Source organism: Aminobacter sp. Y103A (assembly GCF_030294925.1).
Classification (GTDB): Bacteria; Pseudomonadota; Alphaproteobacteria; order Rhizobiales; family Rhizobiaceae; genus Aminobacter; species Aminobacter ciceronei.
The window spans coordinates 3,894,995-3,911,329 of record NZ_AP017986.1 but is presented as its reverse complement, the minus strand read 5'-3'; the positions used below and the strand labels follow the sequence as shown (position 1 = coordinate 3,911,329).

Sequence of the window (16,335 nt, the reverse complement as noted above, 5' to 3'; positions counted from 1 at the left end):
CGTCAGTCGATGTCGAAGCTGACGCCCTGTGCGAGGGGGAGTGCCTTGGAGTAGTTCACCGTGTTGGTGGCGCGGCGCATATAGGCCTTCCAAGCATCCGAACCGCTCTCGCGGCCGCCGCCGGTCTCCTTCTCGCCGCCGAACGCGCCGCCGATCTCCGCACCCGAGGTGCCGATATTGACGTTGGCGATGCCGCAGTCCGAACCCTCGACCGAGAGGAAACGTTCGGCCTCCTGCAGGTCGAGCGTGAAGATCGACGACGACAGGCCGGCGCCGACAGCATTGTGCAGCTCGAGCACGGCGTCGAAGTCGGAATACTTCATGACATAGAGGATCGGCGCAAAAGTCTCTTCCAGAACCGGGCCGACCTGGCCCGGCATCTCGACAAGCGCCGGCTTGACGTAATAGGCGCCGTCATGGCCCTGGTCGACACGGTTGCCGCCGGTGATTTCGCCGCCGCTTTCGGCGGCGTGCTTGAGCGCCTTCTGCATGCCGTCGAAGGCAGCCTTGTCGATCAGCGGGCCGACAAGGGCCGAGCTCTCCAGCGGGCTTCCGACCGAAACGCTCTGATAGGCCTTCTTCAGGCGCGGCACGAGCTGGTCGTAGACGCTGTCATGGACGAACAGGCGGCGCATGGTGGTGCAGCGCTGGCCGGCAGTGCCCATGGCGCCGAAGGCAATGGCGCGCAAAGCCATGTCGAGATTGGCCGACGGGCAGACGATGCCGGCATTGTTGCCGCCGAGCTCGAGGATGGCACGGGCAAAACGTTTGGCCAGGCGCGGACCGACGTCGCGGCCCATGCGGGTCGAGCCGGTGGCCGAGACCAGCGGCACCTTGGGGTGGTCGACAAGCACTTCGCCGATGGCGCGGTCGCCGATCAGCACCTGCGACAGTCCCTCCGGCGCATCCGCGCCAAAGCGCCTGGCAGCACGTTCGAAGATCGCCTGGCAGGCAAGGGCTGTCAGCGGCGTCTTTTCCGACGGCTTCCAGACAACAGAGTTGCCGCAGACGAAGGCGAGTGCTGCATTCCACGACCACACCGCGACCGGGAAGTTGAAGGCGGAAATTACGCCGACGACGCCGAGCGGATGCCAGGTTTCCATCATGCGATGGCCGGGACGTTCGGTGGCGATGGTCAGGCCATAGAGCTGGCGCGACAGGCCGACGGCGAAGTCGCAGATGTCGATCATTTCCTGAACCTCGCCAAGACCCTCGGACGGGATCTTGCCGACCTCGATCGAGACCAGGCGGCCGAGATCGGCCTTTGCAGCGCGCAGCTCCTCGCCGAGCAGGCGCACCAGCTCGCCGCGCTTCGGCGCCGGCACGTTGCGCCAGGATTTGAAGGCATTGTCGGCGCGCGCAATGGCGGCTTCCGCCTCGGCCGATGAGATCGACCTGAGCGCGCCGATCTGGTCACCGGTAACCGGGCTGCGCACGATCAGGTCGCCGCCAGTGAAGGCGGTTGCGGTTACGCCCAGGCGCTCCAGAAGGGCGGCGGTTTCGTTTGTTATCGTCATCTTCTTGTCCTTTTGTGTGTCGTTGTGGCGTGGCGCGCCATGTTCAGCCCAGCCGGGCGGTGCCGATCGGGGCGGGGGCGACCGTCTGTTTCAGCTGTGCGGCCATCGATTTCAGTTTTTCCGGCGTGTAGCGATCGTAGAAATGCTGGTTGCGGCGTCCGAGGCCGTGTTCGGCGCTGAAGCTCGCGCCATGCTGTTCGACGGCGACCGAAATCACCCGGTCGCGCAGCGCCTCAGCGGTTGCCATGTCGTTCGTCCCATCCGCCAGCTTCGGCACAACAAGATTGAAATGCACGCCGCCGTCGCCGACATGGCCGAAATCGCAGATGGCGACAGCAGGGAATTCCACGGCGAGCAGGTCGCTCATGCGCTGGCGAAAGCGCATCAGCTCGCCGCGGCGGAACGACAGATCGAGGCCGACGACATAGCCCGACGACTTCACGCCTTCTGACAGGGCGTGGCGCAGCGCCCACATTTCGTGTGCGGGGCCGACGAAGGCGTCGCCCAGCGGCTCTGCCGGCAGGCTCCAGATGTCAGCCAGCACCTCTTCGAGTACTGCGTTGAGCGGCTGTTCGGCCTCGCGCGGCGACCATGACCTGGAAACCTCGGCGAGGATGACGAACTCGGGAACTGCGCCGCCCGGGAACGGATTGCGCAGCGCCTCGACATGGCCGAGCGTACGCTTGATCGCTTCGCCCGACATGCCTTCGAAGGCGCTGAGATAGGTGCCGAGGCGCTCTTCCATGGCGTTGAGCAGGACGGTCACATGCTCTGACGAGCGCGGCACCAGATAGGCTGTCGCCACCTGCTGTGGCAACCTTTCCAGATTGAAGATGCATTCGGTGATGACGCCGAACGCACCTGCCGTGCCGATGAAATGCTGCTTCCAGTCGACGCCGGTGTTGTCCTTGCGCAGTCCGGCGCTGAGATCGACAACGGTGCCGGCGTCATCTCCGAGCACCACCTTGAGGCCAAGCGTGTTGCGGCGAACGTCGCCGAAGCGCAGGAAACGCGCGCCGCCGGTGTTGCTTGCGACCATGCCGCCGGCCATTGGGTCGGCGCCAAGATCGATCGGGAAGAACAGGCCATGCGGTTCGAGCCGGGTGTTGATTTCGGACAAGCGGAAGCCGGCATCGACGCGCAGCGTGCGGTTGTCGAGGTCGAGTTCGAAGGTCGAGTGCAGGCGATCGAGGCTGAGCACGCCCTGGGTGCCGCTGTGGTCCGGAGTCGAGCCGGCAACGAGCCCGGTGTTGCCGGACTGCGGCACCAGCGGAATGGCATGGCGCGCGCAATAAGCGACGACTTCCGAGACTGCTTCCGTCGAGCCGGGCCGCGCGACGAAGGCGGCGCGTCCGCTGTCATAACGTGCGCCCTTTTCGTAGCCGGCCATGTCGGCTTGGTCGGTCAGAAGCCCGCCTGCGCCGAGCAGGGCACCGAGATTGTCGATGTGTTCGCGCGCCACCATCAGGCTGCGTCCGAAAACGCCTTCAGCGTCGCCAGGCAGCGCTCGATCGATGCCCGCTCGATGCCGGCATAATGATCGAACTCGTTGAGCACGGCGGCGCCGAGCGCCTTTTCGAACAGCCGCTGGTTGGGGCTGGCAGTGAACTCCTGCACGGCGTCGTCGCCCAGATTGGACTGGAAGATGCCGGCGGCGGAGACGGGCAGGAAGTCCTCGTAGACGATGGCGTCGAAACGCACCGCGCCTGCTTCAACAAGGGCTTCGATGTCGTTGCCGCGTGCACCTTGAACCGTATCGTTGACGGTGTAGAGGAAGTAGCCGAGCCCGGCCTTGCGTATGGCGTTCCAGTCATCAGGGAAGTCGGCGAAGCTCTGGGCGAGTGCATCGCGGTAGACGTCGGCATTCGAGCCGTCGGGAGCAGGGCGCACCGAGGCGCGGGCCTGGTTCAGCAGCTTGTCGTAAAGCGATCGCCCCTTTGGCGTCAGCGCTATGCCGCGCTGCTCGATCTCGCCGAAGCGCGCTGTGTGCGAGCCGGTCTGGAGAGTGCCGTTTTCGTCAGGAAACGAGACACGCTCTTCGACGGCCTTGAACGAGGTCTGGCGCAGCAGGATGGGGCAGGCGCGGCTGGGCGGACCCTCGACGACGGCCTTGGGCACGATGCCGCGCGACGGCATCTGGTCCTGCACCGCATCGATATCCAGCGTGCGCGGCGTCAGATGGTTGATGTGCGGGCCCTTGAACGAGACGACGTCGGCGATCAGGCGGTGCGCATCGTGCAGCCTCGCGTAGAGCGCCTGGTCGACGCTTGCCTCATTGTGCCAGCGGAAGGTGTCGAGCACCTCGGCAACGAACCGGCCGGCATCGTCGTGAGACAGGCCGCCGTCGCGTTCGGCTTTGTCGACGAGCGTCAATGCTGCATCGGTAAAAATCTGCCGGCGGGCCAAAGTCTGTTCGGCGGTGGCGCGCAGGTCTTCGTCGGCGATCAGGTCGAGCCGCAGCAGCGAGGTGAACACCCGGAACGGGTTGATGTTGAGCGCGGTTTCGCCGACCGGGCGGAAGGCAGTGGAGTGCACCGGCACGCCAGCTTCGCTGAGATCGTAATAGCCGACCGGGAACATGCCCATGACGGCGAAGACACGCCGCATCATGGCAAGCTCGGCTTCGGTGCCCAAGCGGATGGCGCCGTGGCGCTCCTCGCTGATGCGGTCGAGCGTCTCGGTCGCTTCCAGGCTGGCGCGCAGCTCGGGCTGGCTGGCGAGGGTCGATTCGTTGACGTCGGCGACCAGGGCCATCAGCGTGCCGTAGGCGGGCACCTCGTCGCGGTACATCGCCGACATGGCGGCCGAGAAGGCGGCGCGGATGGCATCGGGCGACATGAAGGGAGACGGAGACATTCGAACCCTCTGTTTTCACATGTGGCATGGGCGACTTCATGCTTCAACAGTGCTATATCCGGTTCCGTCGACGCTGAATTGTGCTGAATCCATCTAAGTTGATGCGGAAACCGAATGACTGCTGCGCGCACGCTCCTTCCCGACCTGGGCAAGCTGCAAGCCTTCGAGGCCGCCGCCCGCCATGGCAACATCACGCTGGCCGGGCGCGAGCTCAACCTTTCGCAGAGCGCGATCAGCCGGCAGATCCGCGATCTCGAGGCGCAACTCGGCCTGCTTCTGTTCGAACGGGTTCGCCAGCGCGTTGTGCTGTCGGCGGCCGGCCAGAAATTCCTGCCCGACGCGCGAAAACTGCTCGAACAGGGCGAAGCGGCGATGCTGAGGGCGATGGCCAGCTCTGGCGCGTCGTTGCTCAGCCTTGCCACCTTGCCGACCTTCGGCAGCCGCTGGCTGGTGCCGCGGCTGCCGGGCTTCCTGAAGACCCACCCCGGCATTGCGCTCAACGTGGTGTCGCGCGCGGAGCAGTTCGACCTGGAGGAACAGGGTTTTGACGCGGCGATCCATTACGGCCAGCCGGTCTGGGCAAACGCCGTGTGCCGCTACATCTGCCGCGAGGTGATCGTGCCGGCGGCCAGCCCGGAGTTCCTTGCCGGACGCGACATCAGCTCGCCCGAGGCGCTGGCGCATACGCCGTTGCTCAACATGGCGACGCGGCCCAAGGCCTGGGCGAGCTGGTTCCAGGCCGCCGGCGTCGAGGCGCAAGGCGCCTATCAGGGCCATCGCTTCGACCAGTTTACCATGCTGATCGAGGCTGCCGTCGCCGGCCTGGGGGTGGCTTTGCTGCCGCGCTATCTCGTCGAAAGCGAATTGCGCGACGGCAAGCTGCAGGTCGTGCTCGACATGCCGCTGCAGACCGAAAAGAGCTACTACTTCGTCGTTCCCGAGCGAAAGGCGGCGGGCCAGCTGACCAACCAGCTCTTCGACTGGATTCTGGGACAGGTGACGCCGCAAGCTTGAAACCGCACGGCGCAAGGCACCGAAAGTAAGTGCCGTCTATCGATCTCGGCCGCCGAATGCGACTTAGTCGCCGACATAGCCGGTGATCTTGCCGTGCAGTTCCGAGACCCTGTTCATGCGTCCTTCGATCGCCTCGCCGAGCTCGTTGAAGATGCCGTTGATCAGCAGGTTGCCGAGGCTGGCCATTTGCGCCGTCGATTCCCAGAACATGCCGAATTCGGTCGGCACGACGAACATCTCGTCGGCAAGGTCGCGGCCCCAGTCGCAGAAAGCATCGGTGACCAGCGTGATCGGGATCTTCGCCTTTTTGGCCTCCTGCGCCAGGAGCAGGTTGAGGCGCGAGTAGCGGCGGGCCTCGAAGATCACCAGGCATGTCGATTTCGGCGGGCTCAGCAGGATCTCCGAGAAGTTGCCGCCGGCAATGTCGGCGAGCTGGACGCCCGGGCGCAGATACTGCAGCTGGTTGGCGAAGTACTGGGCGATGCCGCGCTCGGTCTGGAAACCTGCGACGAACAGTTGCGGTGTGTTGGCCAGGCGCTTGACGGCGCGGGCCCATTCCTTGGTGTTGGCGAGCTCATAGATCCTGAGCAGGGCGGCGATCTCCAGCTCAAGGCTGCGGGCCAGCGCATCGCCGTTCTGGCTGCGGTCCCGGAATTCCTTCAGGCGGTCGCCGGCCAACCAGGGCTGGGTGCCAATGTTGTCGCGGAGATCCTCCTTGAGGTCCTTGAAGCGGGCGTAACCCAGCGTCCGACAGAATCGCCCAACAGTCGGCTCGCTGACGCCGACCTTGGCGGCCAAGGTTGCCGAGGTCTCGAACGGCACGCCGTTGAGATTTGCCAGCATGTAGTTGGCGAGCGCCTTTTCGGCATTGGTGGCGGTAGCCAGGCTTTCGACCAGCCTGCGGCGAACCGATTCCGTCATTTTGCTCTCCCTGTGCGGGGCGGGATTTCTTGTAAGAATTCTATCACAGAATCGATTGACGTTTGTTTTTTTTCAAAATAGCTTGAACGCACCCTCGTTGAGGAGCGGGGAAGAAAAACGTTGCTGAGCCGCTGGATATTGCCAGTACCGCACAGCAACCGGGAGGAAACGACGCGCATCTGGCTCAGGTCGCATGACCATGCCACATCGCGAATTCTTGTCTGTTGTCGAGAAAATGCTGCTTCCGCGGCATGGCGGGCTTTTGCCGATTTTCCAAGGGGAGGTTGAACATGAATCGACGTGGGTTTCTTGCTTCGGTATCGGTGGTCACGCTGGCCGCGGGCCTCGGCCTGGCTGGGGGATATTCGGCGCGAGCATCAGAACCGGAGGCCGTGTTTGCTCTCGGCAGTGCCGAAATCGGCGCCCCTCATCACGATCCAATTCGCGCCACCTTGCTCAGCACCGTCGCGACCCTGATCTACGACCGGCTGATCGAGCAGGATGTCGACCAGAGCTATCATCCCCACCTCGCCGAATCCTGGGAGAACAGTCCCGACGGTATGACCTGGACCTTCAAGTTGCGGCAAGGCGTTCGCTTTCATGATGGTGAACCGTTCAATGCCGCGACCATAGCGTGGTGGATCCCCAAGTTCAAAGGCAGCCCGAACGAGTACCTTGTCGACGCCGTCGACCGTGTCGAGGTCGTCGACGACCATACTGTTCGCTTCGTCATGAAGCGGGCGGAGCCAAATCTGATCTACAATTTGGCATCGTCCTTCATGGGCATCCCGTCTCCCAAGGCCTACGACGCGGCCGGCGACAATTTTGGCGTGACCGAGGCCGTCGGAACCGGACCCTTCACGTTCGAGAGCTTTGCCGTCGGACAGGAAACCGTGCTGGTCGCCAATGAGGACTACAGCTGGGGCAGCGACCTCTCGGACAACAAGGGAGCACCGCACGTCAAGCGGCTGACCCTGCGCGAAATTCCCGACGCCTCGACGGCCTTCCTCGAACTGAAGACAGGCGGCGTCGGCTTGCTGCTCGGCGTGCCGGACCAGTTCCTGCCGCAACTTCAGGCGGAAGAGATGTTGGACTTCCGGAGCCTGCCTGGCTTCGGGATCACCTATCTCGCGTTCAACACCCGAGCCGAGCCGTTCGGCGACGCCGCCGTGCGCCAGGCAACCGCATTGGCGGTCGACCAGGGCGCCATCCTCAAGAGCGTCTTCAACGGCATAGGCCTCGAAGCGCACCAGTTCCTCATCAGCACGCTGGTGGAATCCAAGATCGATCCCAAGCTGGAAATCCACCACGACCTGGCCAAGGCCAACGAGCTTCTGGACAAGGCCGGCTGGCAGCGAGGTGATGACGGCATCCGGGTCAAGGGCGGCAAGCCGCTGAAGATCAAGCTGACGGCGCAGTCGGAGACGGCGATCAAACGTACTGCCGAGATCGTCCAGGCGCAGCTCAAGGCAATCGGCATGGTTGTCGAGATCGACATCTTCGACAGCACGACGGTCGTCGACCAGCTCAAGAAGGGCCAGCATCAGCTCGCGGTGCGTCAGTATGGCTGGAACAACGCCGACATTCTCGATTGGTTCTTCAGCACCACCAACATTCCCTATCCGAACTCCTCCGGGTGGCAGGACGAGAAATCGCAGGAGCTTCGCAACGTCGCCATGCAGCAGTCGAAGACGCAGGACGAGCGGGTGGCCAATTTCAGGAAGTATCAGGAGAACCTGATCGGCAACTTCCTGTTTGTACCGATCCACGAGCCGGTTCAGAACTACGCGTTCAACAAGACCATGCTCGATGTGCCGGCAAAGCTGCGTGGCACGCAGCTGGTGCAGGCAACGGCCGTCGACATCAAGGTCATTGGCTGAGCGGGTCGGCAGAACGTCATGATCGGCTTCACCTTGAGGCGGCTCGTCCTGCTGCTGCCTGTCTTCTTTGTCGTCTCACTGGTGGTGTTCTTCATCATCCATCTGGTGCCGGGTGACCCCATCGACAATCTCATGCGCGCCGGCTCGACGCCGGAGCAGCGCCTGCAGATTGCGGCGAAGTACGGTCTCGACCGCAGCCTGATCGAGCAATATGTCACCTGGATGGGGCGGCTGCTGACCGGCGACCTGGGCACCTCGATCATCCAGGGGCGCCCGGTCAGCGCCCTGATCGCCCGGAACCTGCCCTACAGCCTCGAGCTGGGCATCGCAGCACTACTGTTTTCGACGCTGACCGGCATCGCTGCCGGCGTGATCGCGGCGAGCTATCAGGGCACCCGCGTCGACGACTCGATCACCGGCTTTATTCTGCTCGGCTCGACGGTGCCAAGCTTCTGGCTCGGCCTGCTGCTGATCCTTGTCTTCGCGGTCTGGCTCGGCTGGGTCCCGGTGTCGGGCGCGCGCGGCTGGAGTTCGCTCATCCTGCCGACCATCGCCGCCGGCCTCGGCGGTATCGCACTCGTGGCCCGCGTTACGCGGATCGCCATGATCGAGACCTCCAGGCAGGATTTCGTGACACTGCTGCACGCCAAGGGGCTGCCGCCCTTCATCATCCAGCTGCGGCATGTGCTGCGCCACGCCATGGTTCCGGTCGTCACCATCCTCAGCCTGCGCATCGGCTGGGTTTTGGGAGGCGCCGTGACGATCGAATATGTCTTCGCCCGTCCCGGCCTCGGCTCGCTGCTGATCCGGGCGCTCAATCAGCGAGACTACCCGCTGGTTCAGGGCTGTCTTCTCATGCTGGCCATGGCCGTCATCATCGGCGCCCTGATCGGCGACATCGTCCAGGCGGCGATGGATCCACGCCAGCGCGAGGCACGGGCATGATCAGACATCGTGCATTGGCAATGCTCAAGGCCGTCTCGACCTTCAAGGGCGGCATATCGGGAGCGTTTCTGCTGCTTCTGGTCATCGGCGCGCTGTTTGCGCCGTGGCTGTCGCCATATCCCTACGACCAGCAGGACCTGGGCATCATGAACCAGGCGCCGTCGCTGACGCATCTGTTCGGCACCGACGAGTTCGGACGCGATGTGCTGTCGCGGATGATCACCGGGGCCCGCACCTCGCTCTCGGTCAGCATCACAGCGATCGGCATCTCCGTGGCGCTCGGCCTCGTCCTCGGCGCCACCTGCGGCTATTTCGGCGGCACCTTCGACCGCATCGTCATGACGGTGATCGACCTGACATGGTCGTTCCCAGAAATCCTGATCGCGCTGATGCTGGTGGCGATCATCGGGCCCGGGCTGGAAGGCGTGGTGATCGCCATCGCCATCGCCTACCTCGCGCAGTTCACCCGACTGACGCGAACCCAGATCATGTCGCTGAAGAGCGAAACCTACGTCGAGGCGACAATCAGTCTGGGCGCCGGCCACGCCCACGTCCTGTTCTCGCATCTCCTGCCCAACGCGCTGGCGCCGGTGCTGGTGGCGGCGATGCTGGCAACCGGCGATGCGATCATTCTCGAGGCAACTCTCGGCTTCTTCGGTCTGGGCGCCCAGCCGCCGACACCGAGCTGGGGCGCAATGATGAGTTCCGGCACGGCCCAGCTGTTCATTGCGCCCTGGGTGATCCTGCTTCCCGGTCTCGCCGTGGCGCTGACGGTCGTCTTCATCAACCTGTTCGGCGACGCGGTGATCGCTGCGCTCGATGTCCGCGCCAAGTTCAGGGAGGCGTAACGATGCTGCTGGATCTGGAAATGCTGCGCATCAGCTTTGGTGCCTTCGCGCCGGTCGACCAAGTCACGCTCAGCGTCGACCGTGGCGAAATCCTCGGCATCGTCGGTGAATCTGGTTCGGGCAAGTCGCTGACGGCAACCGCGATCATGGGATTGTTGCCGCGCATCGGCGGCCAGGTCGCTGCCGGCACCATCCGCTTTGACGGCACCAATCTCGTCGGGCTGCCGGAGCGGCAGATGCGGAGGCTGCGCGGCGGGCGCATCGCGCTGATTACGCAGAACCCGATGACTTCGCTCGATTCGATGATGCGGATCGGGCCGCAGATCGATCAGGCCGCACGCCTGCATCTCGGCCTTGGCCGGAGTGCGGCGCGGGCAAAAAGCCTGGAATTGATGGCCGACCTGCGCATTCCCGATCCCGCCTCGGTCTACGACCTGTTTCCGCACCAGCTCTCCGGCGGCATGAAACAGCGTATCGTCATTGCCATGGCGCTTGCCGGCGACCCGGAGCTTCTGATCGCCGACGAGCCGACCACGGCCCTCGACGTCACGGTGCAGGCGCAGATCGTGCAGATCCTCGTCGACCTGGTGCGGCAGCGCGGCCTCGGCCTGATCCTGATCACCCACGACATGGGCGTCGTCGCCCAGGCTTGCGACCGGGTGGCCGTGATGTATTGCGGCCGCGTGGTCGAGCTGGCCGAGGTCGACGCACTCTTCGCGCAACCGCGTCATCCCTACACACAGGCGCTGATCCGCTGCATCCCCAGGCACTATATGGCGCGCGGCACGATGAGCGCCATCCCAGGCGTGGTCCCGAGTGCCGCAGCACAGCCGCCGGGCTGCAGGTTCAATCCGCGCTGCGCCCGTGTCGCCGACCGCTGCCGCATCGAGATCCCCGAGCTGCGCATAGGCGTCAGCGGCAATGGCGTGGCCTGCCACGTGGCGGAGGCAGCATGAGCGATCTTCTCACCGTCAACGGGCTCAGCCGCCGTTTCAGTGATGGCGGGCTGTTGCGCAAGCGCAAGACGTTCCATGCCGTCAGCAACGTTTCTTTCGCGTTGAAGAAAGGTCAGATCCTCGGAGTCGTCGGCGAGTCCGGCTGCGGCAAGTCAACGCTGGCGCGGCTGGTGCTGCGCCTGATCACGCCCAGCGAGGGGCAGGTCACGTTCGACGGTGTCGACATGGCATCGCTGTCGCGGCAAGACATGCGTCGCCTGCGCCAGCGCATGCAACTGGTGTTCCAGGATCCCTATTCGGCGATCGATCCGCGCTACTCGATCCGGGACGCGCTGCTCGAACCGTTCCGCGTCCAGGGCGCAATGCCAAGATCCGCCGATGAGACCGTCGCATCGCTGCTCGACATGGTCGGTCTGAACAGCGCGCTGGCGGCAAGCTATCCACATCAGTTGTCGGGCGGCCAGAAGCAGCGTATCGGCATCGCACGTGCCCTGGCGCTCAACCCGTCGCTGGTGGTGCTCGACGAGCCGACGGCTTCACTTGACGTTTCGGTGCAGGCGCAGATCGTGTCGCTCTTGGAGCGGCTGCGCCAGGATCTCGGGCTGACCTATCTGTTCATCTCCCACGATCTCGGACTGGTGCGCTATTTCTGCGACCAGATCCTGGTCATGTATCTCGGCCGCATCGTCGAAGTGCTGCCGAGCACCGCGGCGCCCAAGCATCCCTACACAAGAGCGCTGCTCGACAGCACCTTCGAACCCGATCCGAAGCGGCGCCGTACGGTGACGCGGCTCGCCGGTGAGATCCCCAGCGGCTACGACCTGCCGACCGGCTGCGCCTTCGCCAACCGTTGCCCGCGCGTCACCGATCTCTGCCGCCGCGAGCTGCCGACGCTTTGGTCACAAGGCGGTGCGCATCAGGTCGCCTGTCACCATCCGCTCACCGCCGCGCCCGACGCGATTATCGACGAGAGGTCGGTCGCATGAACGCCAATCACCGAGACGCTTCAGGCGCTTCGCATCGTTTGCAGATGACTTTGAAGACCAGGAAATCAGCATGAGCTACACCGGAGAACTCGACCGCTACCTGCAGTCGGAAATCGACAACAGCCAGGTTCCCGGACTCGGCGTCGCCATCGTCCATGATGGCGAGATCGTGCATCTCGGAGGTTATGGCCTTGCCAATGTCGAGAACCAGGTGCCGGTGACGCCCGATACCGTTTTCCATTCCGGCTCGACCGGCAAGATGTTCACCGCGGCGGCGGTGATGTTTTTGCTTCAGGACGACCACATCAAGCTCGACGACCCGTTGATCCGCTATATTCCGGAAGGGCCCGAAAGCTGGTCCGGCATTACCATCCGCAACCTGCTGTCGATGATGGCCGGCTTCGGCAATTTCGACATCGCCTTCTCGGCGGGCGAAGGCGGGGAGGGTGGCGCCGTGCCGCTCAACCTGTGGCAGGACCATAGCGACGAGCAACTGATCGACCTCGCCCGACGTTCGCCGTTCATGTACCGACCGGGCGAGGGCTATCAGTACAGCAATACCGGCTACATCCTGGCCGGGCTGGTTGTCGCCCGTGTTTCGAACAAGCCTTATTACGAGCTCCTGCGCGAACGGCTGTTCGAGCCGATCGGCATGGCGACGGCGCGCGAGGCCTCGTGGTTCGACATCGTGCCGAACCGCGCCGCCGGCCACTGTATCCGCGACGGCAAGTTGGAAAACCGCTACTGGGCGGCGCCGACACTGCAGCGCACCGGCGATGGCGGGCTCTATTTTTCGCCGCGCGACATCGCCCATTGGCTGCTTGAGCTCGACAATCCCACGGTGCTGAGCCCTGAAAGCATCGCACTGGTGTCCGAGCCGGTGCTGATGAAGAACGGCCAGCCGTCGTTCAACAATTATGCGCTGGGCTGGCAGAATTCCACGATACGCGGTCATCGCAAGATCCGGCATGGCGGCACCTGGGACGGGTTCCGCGCCGAGATCGCTCGCTTCCCGGCGCGCAAGTTGTCGGTCTGCGTGCTCGGCAACACTGACGAGGCCCAGGTCGCCCGGATAGGCCAGAAGATCGCCGGCATCGTCGATCCGGCGCTCGCACCCTACGAACCGATCGCCGACGGCAACGAAGCTCTGACCAGGCGCGACCACGAGCTGCTGCAGGCCATCGTCGAGCGCCGTGCGCCGCGCGAGAGCTTTGGCGAAGAGGCCTGGCGCCTGTGGAGCAACGGCTGGTTCGAGCAGATCGCGGCAAGCGGCGTTGCGGTGGCTGGAGTGCCGCTCGAGCTCACCCATCAGGAAGGCGACGGCGGCCGACGCTACCGGCTGGAGATGGGCGGCTATCACCTGCACTGGACGATCAGCCGCGACAGCGAGGACCGGGTGAGCGAAATGCGCTTCCACATGGAGTAGCCGCAACGGTGGCCGCGGCCCAGCCGGCGAGGCCACCGTTGCTGACACGTCAAACCAACTGCTGAGCCTGATCAGGCGCTGCGTATCCCTCGGCGAGGGACGCAACGGACAAGTCGCCTGTTCGATTCGAAATGCCTGAACGACCAGATGGAGACCGATAATGAGCTTTCGTGTTCTGACCGCAGAATTCGCCCATGAGACCAACACGTTCAGCGTCCGCAAGACCAGCTATGACGCGTTTACCGTTGAAGGCGTGTTGTTCGGCGACGACGCCATTCGTGCCAGGGGCGACGCGAACACCGAGATTGCCGGCTTCCTCGATATCGGCCGCAAATATGGCTGGGCCGTCGAGCATGTTCTGAGCACCGCGGCCGAACCGGCAGGACCGGTGACGCGCGATGCCTTCGACCGGATCGGCGGCGCCATCGTCAAGGCGGCTGCCGACAACAAGGGCAAGATCGACGGCATCCTGCTTGGCCTGCACGGAGCAATGGTCACCGACTTCTCGCCTGATGGCGAAGGTGAACTGCTGGAGCGGCTGCGCGCCGTCGTCGGGCCGGACCTGCCGATCGCTGTCACGCTCGACCCGCATGCCAATGTCACGGCCAAAATGTGCGAGCTCGCCGACATACTGATCTCGTTCAAGACCTATCCGCACATCGACATGCGGGCGATCGCCCACCACGCTGGCGAGTTGCTGCAGCGCACGATGGCCGGCGAGATCCGTCCGAAGACGCTGTTGGTCCGCCGGCCAATGCTGGAGGAGGCCAATGCCGGTCGTACGGATATCGGACCGATGGTCGAGTGGATCGCCAGAGCCCGCGCCTATGAAGAGACGCCTGGTGCGCTGGCCGTCAGCATCAATGGCGCATTTCCCAACGCCGACATTCCCGAGGTTGGGCCGACCGTGCTTGTCACCTATGACGGCGACCCGGCGCGGCACCGCACCTTCGCCGAAGGCATCGCCGACGAGATCTGGGACAACCGCTTCAATGTGCTGAACACCTTCTACACGGTGATGCAGGCTGCCGAGATCGCGCATGACTATCGCGGCGACCGTCCGCTGATCATTGCCGACTATGCCGACAATCCCGGCGCCGGCGGCTATGGCGATGCCACCGCCTTGCTTGGAGCGCTGCTCCAAGTCGGCGTAGATGATGCGTGCTTCGGCCCGATCGTCGATCCGGAGACGGCCAACCAACTGCACCGCGCCACGGTCGGCGACACCGTCAAGCTCAGGCTCGGCGGCAAGACCGATCCGCGCTTCGGAGGCGATCCGCTCGAAGTGACCGGCAAGCTGCTCGTCATCAGCGACGGCAAGCTGATCGGCGACGGAGAACAGCTGGGCGGGCTGGAGTTCTCGTTTGGCCCGACGGCCGTGGTGCAGATCGACGGCATCGCCGTGCTGGTCGTTACCGAGCCGTCGCAGATGCGCGACCTCCAGCAGTTCCGGGCCTTCGGCATCGATCCGGCACGGCATCGCGTGGTCGGGCTCAAGTCGATGCAGCATTTCCGCGCTGCCTTCGAACCTATCGCCGGCAAGGTCATCGTCTGCGACAGCGGCGCACTCTGCACCATGGACTATTCCAGGATGCCCTATCGCAATGTCGCACGACCGATCTTCCCGCTCGACCGCGACATGACCCTTTGAGTGTATGGCAATGACAGCAAGGAAACCGATGGCGCAGTCACATATCCAGCAGGCCGACGTCATCGTGCTCGGTGCCGGGATCATCGGCGTTTCGGTGGCACTGCAGCTGCAGCGGCGCGGCCGTTCCGTCATCCTCGTCGACCGCCGCGACGCCGGCGAGGAAACGAGCTACGGCAATGCCGGGCTGATCGAACGCTCCAGCGTCGTGCCTTATGGTGCGCCGCGCGAGCTTTCGAAGCTGATGCGCTATGCGTTCAATCTGTCGACTGAGGTGCGTTTCGACTGGCGGCAGATGCCGCGCATCGCACCGTGGCTGTGGCAGTTCTGGCGCGAGTCGGCGCCCAAGCCGTTGGCTCGCGCCGCAGCCGACATGCAGCCGCTGATCGAGCGCTCGGTGAGCGAGCACGAGGCGCTGATGTCGGAGGCCGGCGCATTGCCACAACTGCGCCGGGCCGGCTGGCTCGAGGTCTATCGAAATGAAAAGACCTTCGTGCAGGCGCGGGGAGCCGCCACCGCCCTTCACCCATTCGGGCTGAACTACGAAGTCCTCGACCGTAAGGCGCTGCAACAGCGCGAACCGCATCTCACCAATGCCGTGGTTGGCGCCGTGCACTGGCTCGATCCGGCCACCGTTGCCGATCCGGGCGCACTGGTGAAGGCCTATGCCCGTCATTTTGTCGAACGGGGTGGGGTGTTCCTGCGCGGCGATGCGCTTCATCTGCAACGGGAGGAAACAGGGTGGAGCATCGCTGCCGGCAGCGCTCGGCTCAAGGCGCCGGAAGCGGTCGTGGCACTTGGGCCCTGGACGGACAAGATCTCGCGTTCGCTTGGCTACAAGGTCCCGCTGGTGATGAAGCGCGGTTACCACGTGCATTTCGAAGCCGAGGGCGACGCCTTGCTCAATCATCCCGTCGTCGATGCCGATGGCGGATTCGTGCTGGCGCCGATGGCCCAGGGCGTCAGGCTGACCACCGGCGTCGAATTCGCCTCGCGCGGCAGCAGGCCCAGCCCGGTCCAACTCGACAGGACAGAACCTCTGGCGCGCCAGATCTTCCCGCTCAGGCAGCGTATCGAGCCAAAACCCTGGATGGGATCGCGCCCGTGCTTGCCCGACATGAGGCCGGTGATCGGCCGGGGCTTCAGGCACAAGGGGCTGTGGTTCGCCTTCGGCCACAACCACCACGGCCTGACGCTCGGCCCGATCACCGGACGCCTGCTCGCCGAAATGATGACGGGCGAAAAGGCATTCACCGATCCTGCGCCTTACGCAATGGAGCGCTTTGGCTGACACGTATCTCTGCCGTGTCGCCTACCCGAAGGCCCAGCGAAACAAAC

General features: G+C 64.3%; 13 protein-coding genes. 9 read left to right on the top strand and 4 right to left on the bottom strand.

What is annotated here, in order from left to right:
* Window positions 1-2: 2 nt before the first annotated feature.
* The 3 genes from amaB to hglS are packed head-to-tail and all read right to left on the bottom strand — an operon-like array spanning window position 3 to window position 4,373.
* Window positions 3-1,517: an L-piperidine-6-carboxylate dehydrogenase gene (gene amaB / locus Amn_RS19140; RefSeq protein ID WP_286290931.1), complete on the bottom strand. Its 1,515-nt coding sequence runs from the start codon at window positions 1,515-1,517 to the stop codon at window positions 3-5.
* A 43-nt stretch (window positions 1,518-1,560) separates the two neighbouring features.
* Window positions 1,561-2,982 carry an FAD-binding oxidoreductase gene (locus Amn_RS19135; RefSeq protein WP_286290930.1) on the bottom strand — a complete coding sequence of 474 codons (1,422 nt, stop codon included), beginning with the start codon at window positions 2,980-2,982 and terminating at the stop codon, window positions 1,561-1,563.
* A complete protein-coding gene (gene hglS / locus Amn_RS19130; protein ID WP_286290929.1) occupies window positions 2,982-4,373 on the bottom strand; it encodes a 2-oxoadipate dioxygenase/decarboxylase HglS in 1,392 nt (463 codons plus the stop codon). Before hglS ends, Amn_RS19135 begins: the two co-directional genes overlap by 1 nt.
* A 114-nt stretch (window positions 4,374-4,487) precedes the next feature.
* Here hglS and Amn_RS19125 point away from each other — a divergent pair, with 114 nt between their 5' ends.
* Window positions 4,488-5,387, top strand: coding sequence for a LysR family transcriptional regulator (locus Amn_RS19125; RefSeq protein WP_286290928.1), 900 nt, complete (start codon window positions 4,488-4,490; stop codon window positions 5,385-5,387).
* Between the two features lie 63 nt (window positions 5,388-5,450).
* On the opposite strand, the gene Amn_RS19120 is transcribed toward Amn_RS19125, so the two are convergent.
* Window positions 5,451-6,308 carry a MurR/RpiR family transcriptional regulator gene (locus tag Amn_RS19120; protein ID WP_286290927.1) on the bottom strand — a complete coding sequence of 286 codons (858 nt, stop codon included), beginning with the start codon at window positions 6,306-6,308 and terminating at the stop codon, window positions 5,451-5,453.
* A gap of 290 nt (window positions 6,309-6,598) precedes the next feature.
* Here Amn_RS19120 and Amn_RS19115 point away from each other — a divergent pair, with 290 nt between their 5' ends.
* From Amn_RS19115 to Amn_RS19080, 8 genes are all read left to right on the top strand, one after another.
* Complete coding sequence (locus Amn_RS19115) at window positions 6,599-8,188, top strand: ABC transporter substrate-binding protein (RefSeq protein ID WP_286290926.1); 1,590 nt, start codon at window positions 6,599-6,601, stop codon at window positions 8,186-8,188.
* A gap of 18 nt (window positions 8,189-8,206) precedes the next feature.
* Window positions 8,207-9,133 (top strand): ABC transporter permease, encoded by a 927-nt coding sequence (locus Amn_RS19110; RefSeq protein ID WP_286290925.1) that lies wholly within the window; start codon window positions 8,207-8,209, stop codon window positions 9,131-9,133.
* A complete protein-coding gene (locus Amn_RS19105) occupies window positions 9,130-9,981 on the top strand; it encodes an ABC transporter permease (protein WP_067960095.1) in 852 nt (283 codons plus the stop codon). Before Amn_RS19110 ends, Amn_RS19105 begins: the two co-directional genes overlap by 4 nt.
* 2 nt (window positions 9,982-9,983) lie before the next feature.
* On the top strand, window positions 9,984-10,937 hold the full coding sequence (locus tag Amn_RS19100) for an ABC transporter ATP-binding protein (protein WP_263006558.1): 954 nt from the start codon (window positions 9,984-9,986) through the stop codon (window positions 10,935-10,937).
* Complete coding sequence (locus tag Amn_RS19095; protein WP_067960101.1) at window positions 10,934-11,923, top strand: ABC transporter ATP-binding protein; 990 nt, start codon at window positions 10,934-10,936, stop codon at window positions 11,921-11,923. Before Amn_RS19100 ends, Amn_RS19095 begins: the two co-directional genes overlap by 4 nt.
* 70 nt (window positions 11,924-11,993) lie before the next feature.
* Window positions 11,994-13,349 (top strand): serine hydrolase domain-containing protein, encoded by a 1,356-nt coding sequence (locus tag Amn_RS19090; RefSeq protein ID WP_154386363.1) that lies wholly within the window; start codon window positions 11,994-11,996, stop codon window positions 13,347-13,349.
* A gap of 160 nt (window positions 13,350-13,509) precedes the next feature.
* Window positions 13,510-15,000, top strand: a complete 1,491-nt coding sequence (locus Amn_RS19085; RefSeq protein ID WP_286290924.1) for a M81 family metallopeptidase — start codon at window positions 13,510-13,512, stop codon at window positions 14,998-15,000.
* 28 nt (window positions 15,001-15,028) lie between these two features.
* Window positions 15,029-16,288 (top strand): NAD(P)/FAD-dependent oxidoreductase, encoded by a 1,260-nt coding sequence (locus Amn_RS19080; protein WP_154386361.1) that lies wholly within the window; start codon window positions 15,029-15,031, stop codon window positions 16,286-16,288.
* The last annotated feature ends 47 nt before the right edge of the window (window positions 16,289-16,335 follow it).